Consider the following 19,378-nt stretch of genomic DNA (forward strand, 5'->3'; position numbering starts at 1 on the left):
CCGCGTTAAATTACAAATCTCTCTTTAATTTTTCGGGATCTTTTCTGGTGTCAAATATTGTAACAATATTTATTTTTTCTTCGTTGAAACTATAAAATAGAGTTGTCTGTTTTGTTATTACACATCTTCTTAACCCCTTTTCTTTTGTGGATTCCGGGAATATTTCTGGTTGCTCTTTTATGATTTCAATATTTCTATCTAATTTTTGAACGAACTCAGATTTTACTTTGTAAGACCATTTTTTAATCAAATATTCAAATAGGTCTTCTAGTTTTTCTTTCGCAATATCTGATGTAACTACAGTTCTACTCATTATCTATGTTTGGCCATAAATGATTCGTAGTCAGTGGTTTTTCCTTGTTCTATTTGTTTCCTTGCTTCTTTTATTTCCTTTTTTTGGTCAGAAGATAAATCCTCCCAAAAATCGGTAGTTTTTTCTTTTTTAAAAATTTGTTGAATAGACTTAATGATCTTAGGATTATCAGTATTTAATAACAATTTTGCCAACTCTATCTTTTCAGCTTGAATATTCATAAGCAAGTCATTTCTAACAAAAATAATGAATATTAAATAAATTTAAGTTCAATTCTCACTGTTTTTAATGCGGTATAACGGCAGTCTGTCTAATAACTTAGGTTATTTACCGATTTGTGACTAAAATAAGGCTTTTTATGGTATGCTGAGGAATAAAACGCGAATCAGAGATGTTGAAATTAAAGATGGGTATTAGCTTTAATATGACTTTATACGCTCTTATAAAGGTATAAAAACAAGCACATAAGGTGTTCAATAACTCCTTCCATGCCTTTTTGCCAATCAAGTTCAAAATTCGTCTGAGATTGTAGGCAATGAAAATAAACCCAACATCTGCAGAAGCCCTTTTCTTGCCTTTTTTAGAAAGGATATGATCAAATCCCCATTGCCTTTTCATGGTTCCAAAGGGATGTTCTACAATAGCCTGCCTGCGTCTGTACAATTCAGGATCAGCTTCCATATTTCTTTTGTTTTCTTCATAAACAGGAGTGTATAGGTTCCTAGCCAGGAGCCTCCCGTTTTTGGCCGTGGTGCATAACTCCCGCACCGGGCATCCCTTACAAGCTCTTGTTTTATACTGTTTGAACCTTGACTCGTTTGATTTCCCTCGGTGGTTGACGTAAAAGGTGCCGTTGGTTTTCAGAAAATTACCTTGGGGACATATGTAGTGATCGTTCCCCGTATCGTAGGTAAAATTTTTAACATTGTACAGGGGATCCGGTGCATTGGAACCGGGGGCAGGAATAGCAACCAGGGTTTTGATCCCTAAACCCTGGGCAATTTCCAATTCAGATCCAGTATGATATCCTTTGTCAAAAAGAGCGGTGAAATCATTGTTCCCTATAATGGATTTTGCTCTTCTGATCATGGCTCCCATCGCTTTTTTATCATTATTGTTGGTGACTTCATAATCAATGGGGATGCAGTGCTTGGCATCTACGGTGGACTGGACATTATAGACTACCTCTGTAATGTTGCCCCTCAAGACCATATGTCTGCTCTCGTTGTCCGAGGTTGAGATCTGGTCTTCTTGGGTTTGATCCAATTCCTGCTCGAGTTTATGATACGTATCCTTGCGCTTGTTCTGGGTATCCATCTGCTCATGGATATTTTCTTTTTCTACAGTACCATCGGCTTGTTCTAGCGCTTGGTTATATTCCTGAAGCTTGTTATCGATATATCGAAGGTGACGGTCGATCTTCTTTTTATTGAAGTTGTTCTTTTTGCTGTTCTGGGCTCTTAGCTTGGTGCCATCCCCTGCAATAAGTTTCCCTCCAATGAGATTGAAGTGTTTGGCCAGTGCTACTGTGGCACGAAAAACTTTCTTTATAGCCTCAGGATTGTCCTTTCTAAAGTTGGCAATGGTGTTATGGTCTGGGGAGAGTTGCCCAAGGAGCCACATCAATTCGATATTTCGTTTGCATTCGCGCTCCAAATTTCGGGAGGAACGCAGTCGGTTCAAATATCCATAGATAAATAACTTGAGCAACACACCTGGGTGGTAAGCAGGACGACCTCCTTCTGGGAAATTTACTCGAAACCCCATGTCTTCTAAATCCAAGCTATCTACAAAGATATCTACGGCCCTGACCTCGTTTTCCTGATTAATGGCGTCCTCTAGGGACACAGGGAACAACGAGGATTGTTTGCGATTTTTTCCTTCTATAAATCTCATGGCATGAAGATACAACAGTAGCTCATTGTGCTATAAAACAATAATAGAAGAAATTAACAAAGTTATTAAAAGCGAAGGGGGTTATTAGACAGTCTGACGGTCTTGGTTAAGGCAAGTGGCGTGGAATGGGGACACGTTCTTGTCGGCTTTGTTGTTTTTTAATTAATCTCTAAAATTACACTTTTCAGCAAACTGCCCGCTATTTGCTGTTAAACGATGTTGGCTACAGTGGTTTTTGCGAAGTGTTTATCTATCCTGCGTTTTGTTCCGCTCTGATTTTCTTGTTCTTATCAATAATTTTCAAAAAAGCTTTTTTCCTATTCGATTAAAATCCAGTATTTTAAACTGAAAGTATTGAATTTTTATATTTTTTACGCTCGAGTAAGAGTCAGCGAACTGATTTTAAGAGCATCCAATTTTTACATTTACCATACTTGAGTAAAAGTCAGAATAATAACTTTCAATGCCTTTTTCACGTTTGAGTAAGAGTTCAAGATCTAAATTTTAAAGACCTCCAATTTTTACATTTTTCATCTTTTAAATTTTATTTCATTTCTTACTTTTTATTTGAAGTTTTGATCTTTTTAGTTTTTTTCATTCTTTTCCGCACCGCTGGTTTTTTTCCAATTAGATCACCTTGATTTTTCTTAAGTCTATGTTTAAAATCTACTTTTTCGTAATTCAGTTTTGTATTTTTCAGTTACTGGATTGTTAATTTGAAACGACTAATATTCTTTTTTGCTGAATGCTCCCATTGTAGCCAACGGCAGTCTGTCTAAAAACATGGTTGACAATGGTTTTATTGTCCTAAAATACGTTTTTTAAGGCTGTATGGCATGGTGCCAGCAAAACTTTGCGTTATATTGGAAAAGGAAACTAGTTCTTAAAAAGCGGTAAAATCGCGCTATTAAGCCCAAAATTTTATCAAACAAGGTATTGCTACCTTCTTGTAGGGCTTTATGGCCTATCAGGTTAATGATCCTTTTGAGGTTGTAGGCAATAAAGATGAAGCCTACATCTGCAGAGGCCCTTTTCTTTCCTTTTTTGGTAAGGATATGGTCAAACCCCCATTGCCTTTTCATGGTTCCAAATGGGTGTTCCACAATGGCCTGCCTGCGGCGGTAGAGTTCTTTTTCTTGTTCCATGTTTTTTCGGTTCTCCTCGTAGAATGGCGCAAAGACATTCCGGGCAAGGAGCCTTCCATTTTTTGCCCTGGTGCACAGGTCTCGCACGGGGCACCCCTTACAGGCCTTTGTTTTGTATTGTTTGAACTTACTTTGGTTGGGCTTGCCTTGATGGTTTGTATAAAAGTTGCCGTTGGTCTTCAGGGCGTGTCCCTGTGGGCAGGTATACTGGTCCTGTTGTTGGTCGTAAATGAAATTCTGTAGGTTGTAATCCGGGTGTGGTGCCGTGGATGCGGGCGCGGGAATGGCCACCATTGTTTTGATACCGAGCTTTTGAGCGGTTTCGAGTTCCGATCCTGTGTGGTAGCCTTTGTCAAAGAGTGCTGTAAAGGTATTGTTCCTGAGTATGGCCTTGGACCTTCTTATCATATCGCCCATGGCCTTGGAGTCATTTCGGTTGGTGACCTGGTAATCAATAGGGATGCAGTGCAGGCCGTCCACAGTGGACTGTACGTTATAGGCCACCTCGGTAATGTTCCCCCGCAGGACCATATGGCGGCTTTCCCCATCGGAAGTTGAAATTTGTTCTTCCCCGGTCTGCTCCAGTTGTTTTTTGAGCTTTGTATAATTTTCCCTTCGCTGGGCATGCTTTCGTATTTCTTTTTGGACCTCTTGTTTTTCAGTCTCCCCATCGGCCTTTGCCAGGTCCTGGTTGTACTGATCGAGTTTGTTGTCGATATATTCCAGGTGGCGTTTTATCTTCTTTTCGTTGAAATTGTTCTTTTTACTGTTCTGTGCACGCAGTTTGGTACTGTCCCCGGCAATGATCCTACCGCCGATCAGTTTGAAGTTCATGGCCAGTTCCACCGTGGCGCGGAACACGTGTTTGATGGCCTTGGGGTTGTTTTTTCTGAAATTGGCAATGGTGTTGTGGTCGGGGGCAAGTTGGCCAAGGAGCCACATCATCTCCATATTTCGTTTGCACTCGCGCTCGAGGATCCTGGAAGAACGCAGGCGGTTCATATATCCATATAGGAACAATTTCAGGAGCGTTGCTGGATGATAGGCCGGCCTTCCGCCTTCGGGGAAATGTACCTTGAAGCCCATCTTTTCAAGATCGAGGCCATCAACGAACACATCAATGGCTCGGACTTCGTTTTCTTGGTCAATGGCTTCATCCAGGGAAACTGGGAACAGGCTGGCTTGTTTACGGTCTTTGGGTATAATGAATTTCATACCTAAAAGATACGGTTAAGCCTAACAATAGGAAACAGCTCAGCAAATAAGAAATCAACATAGTTATTAAGAAAGCAAGGGGTTTTTAGACAGTCTGACGGTCTTGTTTAACGCAAGTGGCGTGGAGTAGGCCCTATGTTTGTATAAAGCATAAGTTTCAGGTATTTATTATAACATAGTAATATCTAGTCACTTAATTACTTTAAAATCCAAAACCTATGCAGACACAAAGTACACAATTCGACTTCACCGGCCAAAAAATTTATGTAGGCATCGACACGCACCTTAAGAGCTGGAATGTAACGGTTATGATGGATCCTTATTACCAGAAAACCTTTTCACAGAATGCCAATGCCCAGACCCTCTTCAACCATCTACATGAGAATTATCCCGGAGGTAGTTACTTTAGTGCTTATGAAGCTGGCTTTGCGGGTTTTATGCCTCATTACCGTTTAATGGGCCTGGGTATTGAATCTATTGTGGTGAACCCTGCAGATATTCCCACGACCGGAAAAGAAAAGGTTCAGAAGAATGATTCGAGGGATAGTAAAAAAATCGCCCGTTCGCTAAAGAACGGTGAATTGACCCCAATTTATGTTCCCTCGCTCCAGACCCTGGCGGATAGGAGCCTTGTTCGCTTGAGAAAAACGATTGCCAGGGACCTGGCAAAAACAAAGACGCAGATCAAATCTTTCCTTCATTGCAACGGGATCGATATCCCAGATGATTTGAGCAAAGAAAACTGGACCAGGAAATTCATCAAATGGCTTATAGAAATAGAGATCGGACCCTTCAGGGAAACCCTGGAGGGTCATTTAGCTAAGTACCATTATTTTTATGCGCAAAAGCTAGCTATTAATCGGAAAGTCAAGATGCTTTCTGCCACTCCCCAGTATAAGGATAATATGGAACTTCTGCAGTCCATACCGGGAGTAGGCTATATCACGGCCATAACCTTTCTCACAGAGATAGAAAACATAAAAAGGTTCAAAAGCCTGGACAGGCTATGCAGTTTTATAGGTTTGGTACCGTCTACAAATTCCTCGGGAGAAAACGAAAGAATAGGAGAAATCACTCCCAGGGGCCACCGTATTCTCAGGGATATACTGGTAGAAGCCTCCTGGAAGGCAATAGGAAAAGATCCGGCCTTGGGAGCAACATATTCGAAACTCGGCCATAGAATGAAACCCAACAAGGCGATCATACGCATTACCAAAAAAATATTGAGCAGGATGAGATTCGTCCTGAATAACCAAACCCGATATGAACTGGGATATAAATAATATTAAAAGAGTAATTTATAAAACAGCTATCTTCAAGTGTGACCGTTTCCGCGTCCCTGCAGCGTTAACGACTGTCATTTAGTAGACTGCGGCGCACTTATTTATATAAACTAAACAAGACGATGCAGCTCCTTAGAGTCTGTTAATAGAAGGCTGTTTTATAATATTACAATTACTGATTAAGATAAAGCTATAAGACCTTGAGTTTTCTTAGCCATGGAGGACAATGAATAAATTTAAAAAGGTCCCTTTTTAGAGAAGGAACCGTATTCACTGTCGAAAGCCTTATTGCTGTTGAGTTGCTCTCCAGCAGCGCTCACTTCCCCTTCAGGCTAACATGTTAAATATAGGAAAAAAGTTGTCTAAAATTTGATATACAACATAGAAGGGACGCAAACTTGTCGGCTATATTGTTTTTTACTTGGTCTCTAAAATAACACTTTTTCGACTAAGCCCGCTATTTGCGCTTAGCATCCATGAAAAAGCAGTAATCGAGTATCTTTAATAATCACGATAAAAACTAAAGATATGGAAACCCGAGTTACTGCATTACCAAAGTTATTCATAGGAATTGATATTCACAAGAGAAGCTGGAAAATACATTGCAGCACCGATCTCTTTGGAGGTAAATCTTTTACGATGCCTCCAGAACCTGAGAAGTTATATGAGTACGTTCAGAAACATTTCTGTGATCACCAAGTAACTACTGCTTATGAGGCTGGTTGCTGTGGTTATTCTGCCCATCGCAGTTTTGAGGTCTTTGGTTGGAAATCCCTGGTTGTGAACCCAGCTGATATCCACCGTAAAGGAAAGGAGCGCTATACTAAAACAGACCGTATCGATGCGCAACTCATTAGCAGAGAGCTTAAAGATGGCCGTCTGGATGGTATCACTGTTCCAGATATAGAACGAGAAGGATTACGTAGTCTGTTTCGCCGTCGCAATGAACTGGTCAAGGACTTTCGTCGGATCAAAAGTAGGATCAAGATGCACTTGCTTTATTTCGGGATTAAAATTCCTGCAGAGTTCGATAATGATCATTGGAGCCATGCTTTTCGTCACTGGGTGGATAGCCAAGAGTTCCATTATCCCACCGCACAGGAAACGATGGCTAGCAAAATGCGGACTTTCCGGTTTATTGATAAAGAGCTTCGGGAAGTCTCAAGTCAGTTGAGAGCCTATTGCCGAAAACACTTCAAAAAAGATTACTATCTGTTAAGGAGTGTGCCGGGCATTGGAGGCATTGTAGCCGTAGGTATTTTGGCTGAACTAGGGGATCTAAGGCGCTTCAACACGCTTAAACATTTAGCGGGTTATGTTGGATTGGCTCCTGGGATCTATCAAAGCGGGGCTACTTCTAAGGCACTTGGCATGAACCCCCGTTGCCATCCTATCGTGTGGACACAATTATTTACTAGTTTAAGGGATTAGCATTAATTTTACTCAAAAAATGAGAAGGGGGTTCACAGGCTTAGGGGATAAACGTTTGGTTTATCGGGGCAACAAGATTTTATCGGACCTGTTCAGCAAGAGCGTCCATTCGATCCGTCAGCTCAGCAGGAACGAATCAGACGCAAAGGCCGTTTACCGTTTTTTGCAGAACGATAGGGTCAGTGAAGAAGATATAGTAGAGAACCTGGTACATAATTGCCAGATGGCTTGTGCGGGCAAATTTGTTGTCTGTATCCAAGATACCACGGAGGTCAACCTAAGCAGCCATGGTAATAGGATCAACAAAGATGGCTTTGTGGGCACGACCAATGCGAAGAATTCCCAGGGACTGGGGTTCTTTGTCCACCCAAGTTTGGTCTTGGATGCCGTGAGCGGCACCCCCTACGGCTATTCTGATATTAAGATCTGGAACAGGTCCTTGGACTTCAAATCAAAGCATGAAAGACAGTACGGCAAGCTGCCCATGGAAGAAAAAGAGTCCTATAAGTGGATAGAGGTGTCCAAAAACACACAGGCCTCACTAAGGGACGTGGTAGCGGGAATGGTGATCGTACAAGATAGGGAAGGGGATATCTACGAACAGTTTGCAAGCATACCAGATGCACGAACAGATCTATTGATAAGGGCCCGTGCGGATAGGGCCTTGGCGGATGGGTCAAAATTGTTCAGCTGCCTGGCGGACCAGCCCTGTCAAGGGTCCTATGAGGTACAGGTGGATGCCTGTGCAAAGACCAGAAGGAAAAAAAGGACCGCAAAAATTGAAATCAGATATAAAGAGGTAGAACTGAAAAGGACCAGGGCGGCCAGCAAGGCAGTGGCGCCCAGCATAAAACTATATCTGGTGGAGGCCAAAGAGGCTAACCGGGCCGGGCCGGACAGGGTGTGCTGGAGGTTATTGACAAGCCTGCCCATAGAGACCCTGGAAATGGCAGAAATGTGCGTGGAATGGTATAAGTGGAGGTGGACGATAGAAGAGGTGTTCAAGATATTGAAAAAAGAGGGCTACAATATCGAGGCGTCAGAGCTGGAGCATGGGTCATCGGTAAGAAAACTGAGCTTGTTGATAATGGAGGTCATCATCCAACTGTTCTTGATGCGGCTGGCGTATGCAGTACCAGAAGGAGAGATGAGCGCCGATAGCTGTTTCACGGAAGAAGAGCAAGCGTTTTTAGAGCACCAGATAATAAGACTGGAAGGTAGGACAGGGAAACAAAAAAACCCGTACAAGGAAAAAGGGCTAAAAAGATATGTTTGGGCGATAGCTAGACTTGGCGGATGGAAAGGCTATGAAAGCAAAAGGCATCCCGGCATAACGACCCTATGGATAGGACTGAAATATTTTAAGGCGGCCATGGAAGGGTGGACGATTCATAAAGATGTGTCCACACGATAGGTTGCCATCGGCTTATCCGATCGTATTTTGTGGAGGCTTCCTGGCAGGCGATAAGAACAGACCCTGTGATTCAGGCGTATTACCGCAAGCATATGGGCAAAGATGTGAAGAAAATAATAGTGAAGGTGGCCCATAAATTATTGAGCCGCACTTTAGCAGTGATAAAAACCGAAATCCCTTATGAGGTAGGGGTGATCGCATAAATAAAAATCAATACAATGACCAAGCTCAAACTAAATATCAAGCCTGTACCACAAAACATCGGTGGTGGCCATCTTGGACCACATTTTTTGTTAGCCAGTGGGCAGGTTTATTAACCATGATCATAGTGATGCTGGTGGCGCTCAGGAAGTGACCACAAATAGGATGCTGAGCAGGTTATTTTTGTGTTGAATTCTTACTGAAGCGAAGCTTCATCAAAAATTCAACACGTTAAAATTTTATAAGAATGAAATAAGAGAAATTAAAATATTATCTTTAAGAGAGAAGATTATTGCTTTTCATAGGAACCGATGTTGTGCCTTGTTATTTGTTTTCCTCATTATGTATTAAAAACTTTGCCCTTTCAAATAATTCATCATAAGTAATAATTTCTGGTGCATTTACATTTTGTCTATATAGTTCAAATGACGAAAATTTACTTTCATTGATACCATATTCTGTTTTGAATTCCGATAAATCACCTATTACTAAAAAAGATTTTGGTTGATATAGGAAAACAATTTCGCTTGTAGGATTTCCAATATTGTCATTTATAATATTTTTGGTAGGTAAATTATTCACTGATTTTTGCACAGTCTTTTGAATTTGTGATACGGCACCTGAAAGCTCTTGTGAAGGACTCCAACAATCAACTCTGTATGGTTTATTTAATAAAAGCGGTGTATCATTTGTTTTGATTTCGACAAAGCACAGTGTACTTATAATTCCTCGTGACTTAAGTAAGCCATCTACTCTTTTACCTGAAGAATTGAAAGAATAACCAGTAACTACTTGTTCAAATTTTTTACCATCAAGTTTACTTACAAATACATAATTTAGCCCAAAACCAAAAATCCAAGTATTGTGTTCAAAAAAATTCTGCCATAGATTTTCTTTACTACTATTACTAAGAATATCTAATTGTTCATTAAAATAATTTTGGTCATTAAGCAGTTTTTCGAATTTTTTTAATTGTTTTTTTCTAAACCCAAGTGCAGTTATATCAGAATGATTTAAATCATTTTCAATAAATGACTTAAGAATATTTGGGTTTCTTTCAAGAAGTTTTTTTGTTTGTACGTCTGTAAATACTATATTTTCTGCTTGTTCATCTGTAATTTTTATATTGAGTTTACTTGCATCTTTTTGATTGTACAGAGAATCTATAGGGGAAAAATTAATCTCTCTATGTAATCCATCAATTTTTGAGTATACTTCATAGTTTTTTAATCCAATATGATTTAAAACATCCGTTAGTTGAAACCCTTCATTAACTAGATGTTTAACATAAGAGAATTTGAGATGCTTTATAGAATAATTTTCACCATTTTCAATATTTCGTAAAGCTCTCTTAAATACACTTCTAATTGAAGAGGCTGAATACGGGTCATAAGTAGTTCTACTTTCGAAAAGATAAAATTTAGGTTTATATTTTTCCAGATAAGAATTAATACTATCTTTTAATACATCACCTATACTTGATTCTCTATATATTTTATCATCTTTTCTTATTTGTAAAGTGTTATTTACTGAAGAGAAATCTTCCTTCCTTATTTTTATAAGCTCACTGATATCTAATCCACAAGAATATATAAGCGAAATGATTAATCTATGTTTAATGTTTTTTATTGAATCAAGTAAAGTTCTTAAATCCGATTTTGAAATTGTTGAATGTATAGATTGTACGGGTCTTTTAATTTTAATTTACCTTAAAAATCCACCTGCTTTGCAGGTGGTAATGTTCTGATGGCTGTGCCTTATATTTGCACTATGGGTAAATATAAGAAACTTAGTCGCGTTGTTTATAAGTGTGACTATCATATTGTTTGGGTTCCAAAATATCGCCTCCGGATATTGAAGGGCGCGGTGAAGGAATTGGTCGAGCAAGATATAAGAATGCTTTGTGAATGGAAAAGTTGTGAGGTTGAGGAACTGAACGTTCAAGAGGACCATGTTCACTTGCTGGTGTCTGTTCCCCCCAAAGTTTCTATTTCAAAATTGATGGGTACATTGAAAGGGAAGATTGCAATAAAACTTTTTAAGAGTTACCCGAAATTGAAAAAGAAACCCTATTGGGGCAATCATTTTTGGTCTCGAGGTTATTTTGTGAGCACAGTTGGACTGGATGAGGAAATGATTAAAAAATACGTCAAGTTCCAAGAGAAAGAAGAAAAGCGGGTTGAGGAGCAGCAACAAAGATTTGATTTCTGACCATCGCCTTGCCGCCCCCTATGGGGGCTATCCAAAGCCACCTTCTAAGAAGGTGTGATTTTTACTTTTTTTGAAAGCATAATTTCTTTCAAAGACACGATTATATAAAAATTCTAAACTCGATATTGCTTGAATTATACTCGGCTTACTATAAGAACTTTCTTTTTTTAGATATATAATATATTCAGTAATATGTTCAAAATTCAGATTTTCTATATCTTTTGGCTTATGATACTCAAAGAATTTATTCTGCCAGATCATATAAGTTTTGACTGTACTAGCTTTGAATTTTTGCTCTAGTAGTTTTGTCTCAATAAAATTTTGGGCGTCTGAAATATTCATATTCTCAAATTATAAGGCACAACGGCAGTCTGTCTAAAAACATGGTTGACAATGGTTTTATTGTCCTAAAATACGTTTTTTAAGGCTGTATGGCATGGTGCCAGCAAAACTTTGCGTTATATTGGAAAAGGAAACTAGTTCTTAAAAAGCGGTAAAATCGCGCTATTAAGCCCAAAATTTTATCAAACAAGGTATTGCTACCTTCTTGTAGGGCTTTATGGCCTATCAGGTTAATGATCCTTTTGAGGTTGTAGGCAATAAAGATGAAGCCTACATCTGCAGAGGCCCTTTTCTTTCCTTTTTTGGTAAGGATATGGTCAAACCCCCATTGCCTTTTCATGGTTCCAAATGGGTGTTCCACAATGGCCTGCCTGCGGCGGTAGAGTTCTTTTTCTTGTTCCATGTTTTTTCGGTTCTCCTCGTAGAATGGCGCAAAGACATTCCGGGCAAGGAGCCTTCCATTTTTTGCCCTGGTGCACAGGTCTCGCACCTATCGTGTGGACACAATTATTTAATATTTTAAGGGATTAGCATTAATTTTACTCAAAAAATGAGAAGGGGGTTCACAGGCTTAGGGGATAAACGGTTGGTTTATCGGGGCAACAAGATTTTATCGGACCTGTTCAGCAAGAGCGTCCATTCGATCCGTCAGCTCAGCAGGAACGAATCAGACGCAAAGGCCGTTTACCGTTTTTTGCAGAACGATAGGGTCAGTGAAGGAGATATAGTAGAGAACTTGGTACATAATTGCCAGATGGCTTGTGCGGGCAAATTTGTTGTCTGTATCCAAGATACCACGGAGGTCAACCTAAGCAGCCATGGTAATAGGATCAATAAAGATGGCTTTGTGGGCACGACCAATGCGAAGAATTCCCAGGGACTGGGGTTCTTCATCCACCCAAGTTTGGTCTTGGATGCCGTGAGCGGCACCCCCTACGGCTATTCTGATATAAAGATCTGGAACAGGCCCTTGGAGTTCGCATCAAAGCATGAAAGACAGTACGGCAAGCTGCCCATAGAAGAAAAAGAGTCCTATAAGTGGATAGAAGTTTCCAAAAACACACAGGCCTCGCTAAGGGGCGTGGTAGCGGGAATGGTGATCGTACAAGATAGGGAAGGCGATATCTACGAACAGTTTGCAACCATACCAGATGCACAAACAGATCTATTGATAAGGGCCCGTACGGATAGGACCTTGGCGGATGGGTCAAAATTGTTTAGCTGCCTGGCGGACCAACCCTATCAAGGATCCTATGAGGTACAGGTGGATGCCTGTGCAAAGACCAGAAGAAAAAAAAGGATTGCAAAAATTGAAATCAGATATAAAGAGGTGGAACTTAAAAGGACCAGGGCGGCAAGCAAAGCAGTGGCACCCAGCATAAAACTATACCTGGTAGAGGCCAAAGAGGCGAACCGTACCGGGCCGGACAGGGTGTGCTGGAGGTTGTTGACAAGCCTGCCCATAGAGACTCTGGAAATGGCAGAAATGTGCGTGGAATGGTATAAGTGGAGGTGGACCATAGAAGAGGTGTTCAAGATATTAAAAAAAGAGGGCTACAATATCGAGGCGTCAGAGCTGGAGTATGGGTCATCGGTAAGAAAACTGAGCTTGTTGATAATGGAGGTCATCATCAAACTGTTCTTGATGCGGCTGGCGTATGCGGTACCAGAAGGAGAGATGAGCGCCGATAGCTGTTTCACGGAAGAAGAACAAACGTTTTTAGAGCACCAGATAATAAGACTGGAAGGTAGGACAGAGAAACAAAAAAACCCGTATAAGGAAAAAGGGCTAAAGAGATATGTTTGGGCGATAGCAAGACTTGGCGGATGGAAAGGCTATGAAAGCAAAAGGCATCCGGGCATAACGACCCTATGGATAGGATTGAAATATTTTAAGGCTGCCATGGAAGGGTGGACCATTCATAAAGATGTGTCCACACGATAGGTCTCGCACGGGGCACCCCTTACAGGCCTTTGTTTTGTATTGTTTGAACTTACTTTGGTTGGGCTTGCCTTGATGGTTTGTATAAAAGTTGCCGTTGGTCTTCAGGGCGTGTCCCTGTGGGCAGGTATACTGGTCCTGTTGTTGGTCGTAAATGAAATTCTGTAGGTTGTAATCCGGGTGTGGTGCCGTGGATGCGGGCGCGGGAATGGCCACCATTGTTTTGATACCGAGCTTTTGAGCGGTTTCGAGTTCCGATCCTGTGTGGTAGCCTTTGTCAAAGAGTGCTGTAAAGGTATTGTTCCTGAGTATGGCCTTGGACCTTCTTATCATATCGCCCATGGCCTTGGAGTCATTTCGGTTGGTGACCTGGTAATCAATAGGGATGCAGTGCAGGCCGTCCACAGTGGACTGTACGTTATAGGCCACCTCGGTAATGTTCCCCCGCAGGACCATATGGCGGCTTTCCCCATCGGAAGTTGAAATTTGTTCTTCCCCGGTCTGCTCCAGTTGTTTTTTGAGCTTTGTATAATTTTCCCTTCGCTGGGCATGCTTTCGTATTTCTTTTTGGACCTCTTGTTTTTCAGTCTCCCCATCGGCCTTTGCCAGGTCCTGGTTGTACTGATCGAGTTTGTTGTCGATATATTCCAGGTGGCGTTTTATCTTCTTTTCGTTGAAATTGTTCTTTTTACTGTTCTGTGCACGCAGTTTGGTACTGTCCCCGGCAATGATCCTACCGCCGATCAGTTTGAAGTTCATGGCCAGTTCCACCGTGGCGCGGAACACGTGTTTGATGGCCTTGGGGTTGTTTTTTCTGAAATTGGCAATGGTGTTGTGGTCGGGGGCAAGTTGGCCAAGGAGCCACATCATCTCCATATTTCGTTTGCACTCGCGCTCGAGGATCCTGGAAGAACGCAGGCGGTTCATATATCCATATAGGAACAATTTCAGGAGCGTTGCTGGATGATAGGCCGGCCTTCCGCCTTCGGGGAAATGTACCTTGAAGCCCATCTTTTCAAGATCGAGGCCATCAACGAACACATCAATGGCTCGGACTTCGTTTTCTTGGTCAATGGCTTCATCCAGGGAAACTGGGAACAGGCTGGCTTGTTTACGGTCTTTGGGTATAATGAATTTCATACCTAAAAGATACGGTTAAGCCTAACAATAGGAAACAGCTCAGCAAATAAGAAATCAACATAGTTATTAAGAAAGCAAGGGGTTTTTAGACAGTCTGACGGTCTTGTTTAACGCAAGTGGCGTGGGGTAAGGTCACGTTCTTGTCGGCTTTGTTCTTTTTTACTTGGTCTCTAAAATAGCACTTTTCATCAAACTGCCCGCTATTTGCTGTTAAACGATGTTATGTGGCGTTGTGTGTCCTGTGTTGCTTCGGGATACAATTTAAGTAAAATTGAGGAGCAACAAAACTGTAATTGAGATGAGAGTCTCATAATTTTCTGGAAACGACCCCGGCATTTGTTTCGGGTGGAAACACGCAAGAAGATTTTGGGGATTGGTCTCTCGGCTGGGATGTTTAGGCATACCGGTCAAACCGCCTTATGGGGCTTACCTTTCACGGGTTGGTCTTGAGCGATAAGGTCAAAGGCGCTACTGCCACTTGTAGGGTAATGTAGTTTGCTATGGTGGGGGTAAAGAAGCTGAACGAGATGTGAGTGAACCCTTGTAGAAGTGTCGTAAACAACTTTAGTATTGTCAAAATCGAGGGATGGGCGGTCCCGAGAGACAGGACTTGACGGGAGTAACCTATTTACTGGTCAAGTGGCAATCGGCATAAAGAGGGCAGGAGCTTTACTTACGGCTCAATTACGGAACAGGAGAAGCTAATGGCAGGTGCGAAAATTCCACAACCCCGAAGGGCAAGGAAGAAATTAGCCATACGTGCCATTAGTGACGGATTATCCCGTAGTAGCGATGAGCATCCTGTAATGGGATGGGAGCGAAGGGGCTGACTTAACAGTTTTAACTTGTATTACAACTAATGTAGATTAGGATGATTTTCAAAGAGAAACAAAAGTCGCAACCGATAGATAAGCGACAGGTAATGGAAGCCTTTAAGAAGGTACGCAGTAACAAGGGTGCATCGGGTGTCGATAAAGTATCGATTTCCGAAGTGTCCGCTCGCCCTATGAAATACCTTTATCCCGTATGGAACAGGTTAGCGAGTGGAAGTTACTTTCCCAAGCCCGTTCGCGAAGTAGAAATACCCAAAGCAGATGGCAGGATACGGAAACTGGGCATCCCGACGGTACAAGACCGAACGGCTCAAATGGTAATTAGAGAGGAGCTGGAGCAGCTTGCAGATAAGCGGTTCAGCAAAAGTTCCTTTGGCTATCGACCGAACAAATCGGCGCACCAAGCCATAAAGCAATGCAGGGAAAACTGTATGGCGATGGATTGGGCAATAGATTTGGACATCAAGAGTTTTTTTGATGAGATAGACCACGATTTAATGCTCAAAGCATTGGGTCACTTTACCAAAGAGAAGCACATTCACTTGTACGTGACACGTTGGTTAAAAGCCAGTGTCCAAAAGAAAGATGGGAGTGTTCATCCCCGTAGCAAAGGCACACCACAGGGAGGTGTTATAAGCCCATTATTGGCAAACATTTTCCTAGACGTTGTTTTTGACAAATGGATTGAACAGCACCATCCCGAAGTAAAGTTTGAACGATATGCAGATGATATTATCATCCATTGTGCAAACTTCAAACAAGCCCTGCGGACTTTGGAAGCGGTAAAAGCCAGATTTGAGCAATGCAAGTTGCAGATAAAGAAAGGCAAGAGCAATATTGTTTATTGCAAGCGCAACCAAAAGAAGCACCCACCGTTCAAGGTCCACTATGTAACCTTCAGTTTTTTAGGTTTTACATTCAAACCAAGAATGGTAAAGGGCTACTACGGGAACTTTCATTTGGGTTTCACGCCCGCCATCAGCCGCCAAAGTCAAAAGCGAATCAATCAAACCTTGTTCAAGATGAAACTGCACCGTATGGTTCACTTGCGCCTGCCCGATTTGGCAGGCATTATAGCGAACAAAGTACGAGGGTGGATTCATTATTACGGCAAGGTGCGAATGAGCGAACTACATTATGTGTTCCGCTTTTTGAATATGCGACTGGCTAAATGGGTACGCAACAAATATCGGCGATTTAGGCGTAAACATTGGTTCTTTGCCTACAAATGGTTACAGGAGACTGCCAAGCAGTTTCCCAATCTATTTGTGCATTGGCAATATGGTTTTACGCCTTAGACTTGTTAAGAAGAGCCGTATGATGTGAGAGCATCACGTACGGTTCTGAGAGAGGTTTAGGGGTGCAATTCCCCTTTACCTACTCGACTTTATTTGTTTAGCTCTTTTGCATAGGATTCAATTCCTTTGATTCCCATATTTCCAGCTCCTTTAAATGCTTCTTTTGCTTGATTAGCACTTTCTATGTCTTTTGCATGAAAAGTCCACTTCCAATTAACTACGGTTTTCCCTTTTTCATCAGTTAAAACTTTCATACTGCCTATCAAATCATCAATGTCAGGAACCATGTTTTGTTTGATAAATGCGTATTTGAATTCCTTATTTTCGTTGTCAATTTTCAAAACTTCTTCGATAATATCTCCTTGTTCTGTTCCGCAAATTCGAGTATTTCCTTTTAATTCACAAGTTTTTATCATTTCAGGAAACCATTTGTCTACATTTTTTACTGAACCAATAATTTTCCATGCATCTTCTGGATTTACATCAATTGTAAGCGTTACTTGTTGTTCTGTTTTAATCATTTTTTCTATTTTAGTTATTAATAGTGCAAAGATTAAAAAGTAAATTCGTAAATAGTTTTCTGTTTAATCCATTTACTTGACCAAGTGTTTCAATCGATAATGTTTTGGAGAAATTTTATATTTAGATTGGAATAGCCTAGTGAAATGTGAAGTATTATTAAATCCAACATCAAAGCAAACAGTACTAATTGGGTTATTAGAAAGTCTGATTAATTCAGCGGCCTTTTCTAATTTTTTATTTCTAAAATAATTTGCGGGGGTTTGATTATATTCCTCTTTAAACCTTCTGAGAAAAGTAGAGCGACTTAAAGCACAGACCTTAGCGAGTTCATTTATATCTGTTTGAAGATAAAGATGAGAAGTAACAATCTCTTTAAATGAATATTTATCAGGAGTGAATAAGTTGGCTAGTATATCTAAAACTGTGTCTTCTTCTTGAGTTTTGAGAAGAAGGTGCATTAATTCTTTTAATTTAATAATTAGTAATTCATTATCTACTAATTCGTCATTGTCAAAATAAAACAATAAGCTATCAAAGTATTTTAGTAGTAATGTATTTCCTTTGATTTTTGTTGCGTTAGATTTTGGGTTTCTGTTGTTAGCATTTTTAAATAGATCAGGAATCTTATCATCATAAATCAACTTTAAAGTTTCTGGATGAAAATGAATGGTAATTAATTCAGAATAGGAATCCTGAGTTGTGTTTTTTATTTTGGTTAAGTAATTACCACATTTCTCTAAGACAGCTTCTCCTTGATTGGTTGTTATTCGATTTATTGAGGATATCGTTTCTTGTTGCCCACTAATTACATATGAAAGACAAGCCTCATTATTCATTTTATTATTAACTTCAAAAGGAGCTTTTAAAGTTATCTTACTGAATACCTCTTTATTCAGAAGTGAAAAAGTTTTGTTATGAATAATCATGTAATAGTGTAATAGTAAGGTTTTTTTTAACTTGCTACTAACGGTCTTGTTTAACGCAAGTGGCGTGGAGTAGGGACGATTTCTTGTCGGATTTGTTGTTTGTTAATTGGTCTCTAAAATAACACTTTTCACAATAATACCCGCTATTTGCTGTTAAACGATGTTGTTAACAGGAACTACAGTTCTAATTACGTTTTTGAAACTACAAATTATTAGTACAAATCTTGATTTCCCAAATTATTATTTTTCTTAAATAGTCCTAAATAATGATACATTTTTAGTGGAAGTTTTAATTCGTGATTATTGGATAGAAGATACAGTAAGTCATTCCCAAATTGAAAGCCAAATGACATATTATTGCTCCTAAAATCGAACCTGAACGTTTTCTGCAAACGTAAAATAAAATACTTACGATAAACATACTTAAAACCCATATCAGAGTTGGTACGAAAAGGAATTCCCATTTTTGATTGTGAAAGACTAATCCAAAATGTGAAATATGTACAGTAGCAAATGCTAAACTATCTATTAAAGATGCCTTTCTGTTACCCAAGGAATTTGCAAAACTTGAATGGACTATTCCTCTGAAAAAAAGTTCTTCTCCAATCGGGCTAAATGTCATTGCAATTAAGGCTGAAATACCGAACATTATAAGCTTACTCTTCTCGTCGATTGTTTGAGGAATATTATAAGATTTCCCAATATAGTTGTACCAATTTTCGTAAGAATTACCGTAAAACGTTTCTCCAACGAAGTAAAGTAAAATGCTAAAAACAATACCAATTAAAAAAGCAATAATTAACCAACGATTATTCGATGGTTTTTTAATACCGATTTTCTTTCTGCCGTACTTACTTAAAAACACGAACGGTGCGATAGCCATAATAAGCATAGTTATTCCTACATATTGCATATTGCCTATTACGTTACCGTGCAAGACCAAAATAATACGAGGAATACATAATAGAAGAATTAAAAAAAATCCAAATTTCCAGTTGAAATTGAAAATTTTACTCCATATGGGTTTTAATTCATTGTCCATAATTTATTCTAAATTTTCGGTTTTCTCGATGCTTGATTAATGCTAATTGCGGGAGTAGGGATGAAGATTTATTGGTTTAGTTGATTAACATATTTGGTCTCTAAAATAATAATTTTCAGCCTTCTCACTGTTTGCCATAGCGTTGTTGTTAACGAAAGTAACCTAAGATTTTTCTTTTTTAAATTTTTCAAGTCTGTATTTAATTTGAACAGATTTACTTTTGT

Annotated in this window: 19 protein-coding genes; 8 read left to right on the forward strand and 11 right to left on the reverse strand. The window is 40.0% G+C overall.

Annotated elements, in window-relative coordinates; genetic code table 11:
- Positions 1-10 precede the first annotated feature (10 nt).
- From JM83_RS14295 to JM83_RS14310, 4 genes are all read right to left on the reverse strand, one after another.
- Entirely contained in the window at positions 11-313 is a 303-nt protein-coding gene (locus tag JM83_RS14295; RefSeq protein WP_144960809.1) for a type II toxin-antitoxin system RelE/ParE family toxin, read from the reverse strand.
- On the reverse strand, positions 313-534 hold the full coding sequence (locus JM83_RS14300) for a hypothetical protein (protein WP_144960811.1): 222 nt from the start codon (positions 532-534) through the stop codon (positions 313-315). The genes JM83_RS14295 and JM83_RS14300 overlap by 1 nt, the downstream gene beginning before the upstream one ends.
- 106 nt (positions 535-640) lie before the next feature.
- Complete coding sequence (locus JM83_RS14305) at positions 641-2,209, reverse strand: IS1182 family transposase (protein ID WP_144962840.1); 1,569 nt, start codon at positions 2,207-2,209, stop codon at positions 641-643.
- An 821-nt stretch (positions 2,210-3,030) separates the two neighbouring features.
- Positions 3,031-4,569: an IS1182 family transposase gene (locus JM83_RS14310; protein ID WP_144960757.1), complete on the reverse strand. Its 1,539-nt coding sequence runs from the start codon at positions 4,567-4,569 to the stop codon at positions 3,031-3,033.
- Between the two features lie 218 nt (positions 4,570-4,787).
- Here JM83_RS14310 and JM83_RS14315 point away from each other — a divergent pair, with 218 nt between their 5' ends.
- The 4 genes from JM83_RS14315 (at position 4,788) to JM83_RS14330 (ending at position 8,900) form a co-directional block, all read left to right on the forward strand.
- Positions 4,788-5,852 (forward strand): IS110 family transposase, encoded by a 1,065-nt coding sequence (locus tag JM83_RS14315; protein WP_144960766.1) that lies wholly within the window; start codon positions 4,788-4,790, stop codon positions 5,850-5,852.
- A 528-nt stretch (positions 5,853-6,380) separates the two neighbouring features.
- Complete coding sequence (locus tag JM83_RS14320) at positions 6,381-7,283, forward strand: IS110 family transposase (protein ID WP_261376387.1); 903 nt, start codon at positions 6,381-6,383, stop codon at positions 7,281-7,283.
- 19 nt (positions 7,284-7,302) lie between these two features.
- Positions 7,303-8,697, forward strand: coding sequence for an IS4 family transposase (locus tag JM83_RS14325; protein ID WP_144958496.1), 1,395 nt, complete (start codon positions 7,303-7,305; stop codon positions 8,695-8,697).
- A 29-nt stretch (positions 8,698-8,726) separates the two neighbouring features.
- On the forward strand, positions 8,727-8,900 hold the full coding sequence (locus JM83_RS14330; RefSeq protein WP_186434961.1) for a hypothetical protein: 174 nt from the start codon (positions 8,727-8,729) through the stop codon (positions 8,898-8,900).
- A 322-nt stretch (positions 8,901-9,222) separates the two neighbouring features.
- Here the strand turns inward: JM83_RS14330 and JM83_RS19730 are convergent, their stop codons facing one another.
- Complete coding sequence (locus tag JM83_RS19730) at positions 9,223-10,602, reverse strand: Shedu anti-phage system protein SduA domain-containing protein (protein ID WP_315897862.1); 1,380 nt, start codon at positions 10,600-10,602, stop codon at positions 9,223-9,225.
- Positions 10,603-10,668: 66 nt separating this feature from the next.
- On the opposite strand from JM83_RS19730, the gene tnpA reads away from it, so the two are divergent.
- Positions 10,669-11,109, forward strand: coding sequence for an IS200/IS605 family transposase (gene tnpA / locus JM83_RS14340; RefSeq protein ID WP_144960405.1), 441 nt, complete (start codon positions 10,669-10,671; stop codon positions 11,107-11,109).
- Positions 11,110-11,136: 27 nt separating this feature from the next.
- Here tnpA and JM83_RS14345 read toward each other — a convergent pair whose 3' ends face one another.
- Complete coding sequence (locus tag JM83_RS14345; protein WP_144962844.1) at positions 11,137-11,451, reverse strand: phage integrase N-terminal SAM-like domain-containing protein; 315 nt, start codon at positions 11,449-11,451, stop codon at positions 11,137-11,139.
- Positions 11,452-11,530: 79 nt separating this feature from the next.
- A complete protein-coding gene (locus tag JM83_RS14350; RefSeq protein ID WP_144962845.1) occupies positions 11,531-11,941 on the reverse strand; it encodes a transposase in 411 nt (136 codons plus the stop codon).
- Positions 11,942-12,001: 60 nt separating this feature from the next.
- Between JM83_RS14350 and JM83_RS14355 the strand changes: the two genes are divergently transcribed.
- Positions 12,002-13,396 carry an IS4 family transposase gene (locus JM83_RS14355; protein ID WP_144959452.1) on the forward strand — a complete coding sequence of 465 codons (1,395 nt, stop codon included), beginning with the start codon at positions 12,002-12,004 and terminating at the stop codon, positions 13,394-13,396.
- On the opposite strand, the gene JM83_RS14360 is transcribed toward JM83_RS14355, so the two are convergent.
- Entirely contained in the window at positions 13,322-14,533 is a 1,212-nt protein-coding gene (locus JM83_RS14360; protein WP_222430236.1) for an IS1182 family transposase, read from the reverse strand. The two genes, JM83_RS14355 and JM83_RS14360, sit on opposite strands and share 75 nt — an antisense overlap.
- A gap of 704 nt (positions 14,534-15,237) precedes the next feature.
- Here JM83_RS14360 and JM83_RS19550 point away from each other — a divergent pair.
- Entirely contained in the window at positions 15,238-15,363 is a 126-nt protein-coding gene (locus tag JM83_RS19550; RefSeq protein WP_261376330.1) for a hypothetical protein, read from the forward strand.
- A gap of 41 nt (positions 15,364-15,404) precedes the next feature.
- Entirely contained in the window at positions 15,405-16,664 is a 1,260-nt protein-coding gene (ltrA, locus tag JM83_RS14365) for a group II intron reverse transcriptase/maturase (protein WP_144960768.1), read from the forward strand.
- 89 nt (positions 16,665-16,753) lie between these two features.
- Here ltrA and JM83_RS14370 read toward each other — a convergent pair whose 3' ends face one another.
- From JM83_RS14370 to JM83_RS14380, 3 genes are all read right to left on the reverse strand, one after another.
- Positions 16,754-17,185: an SRPBCC family protein gene (locus JM83_RS14370; protein WP_144962846.1), complete on the reverse strand. Its 432-nt coding sequence runs from the start codon at positions 17,183-17,185 to the stop codon at positions 16,754-16,756.
- A gap of 72 nt (positions 17,186-17,257) precedes the next feature.
- Complete coding sequence (locus JM83_RS14375; RefSeq protein ID WP_144962847.1) at positions 17,258-18,112, reverse strand: helix-turn-helix domain-containing protein; 855 nt, start codon at positions 18,110-18,112, stop codon at positions 17,258-17,260.
- Positions 18,113-18,401: 289 nt separating this feature from the next.
- Complete coding sequence (locus JM83_RS14380; RefSeq protein WP_144962848.1) at positions 18,402-19,154, reverse strand: CPBP family intramembrane glutamic endopeptidase; 753 nt, start codon at positions 19,152-19,154, stop codon at positions 18,402-18,404.
- Between the last annotated feature and the right edge of the window lie 224 nt (positions 19,155-19,378).

Source organism: Gillisia sp. Hel_I_86 (assembly GCF_007827275.1).
Lineage (GTDB): Bacteria > Bacteroidota > Bacteroidia > Flavobacteriales > Flavobacteriaceae > Gillisia.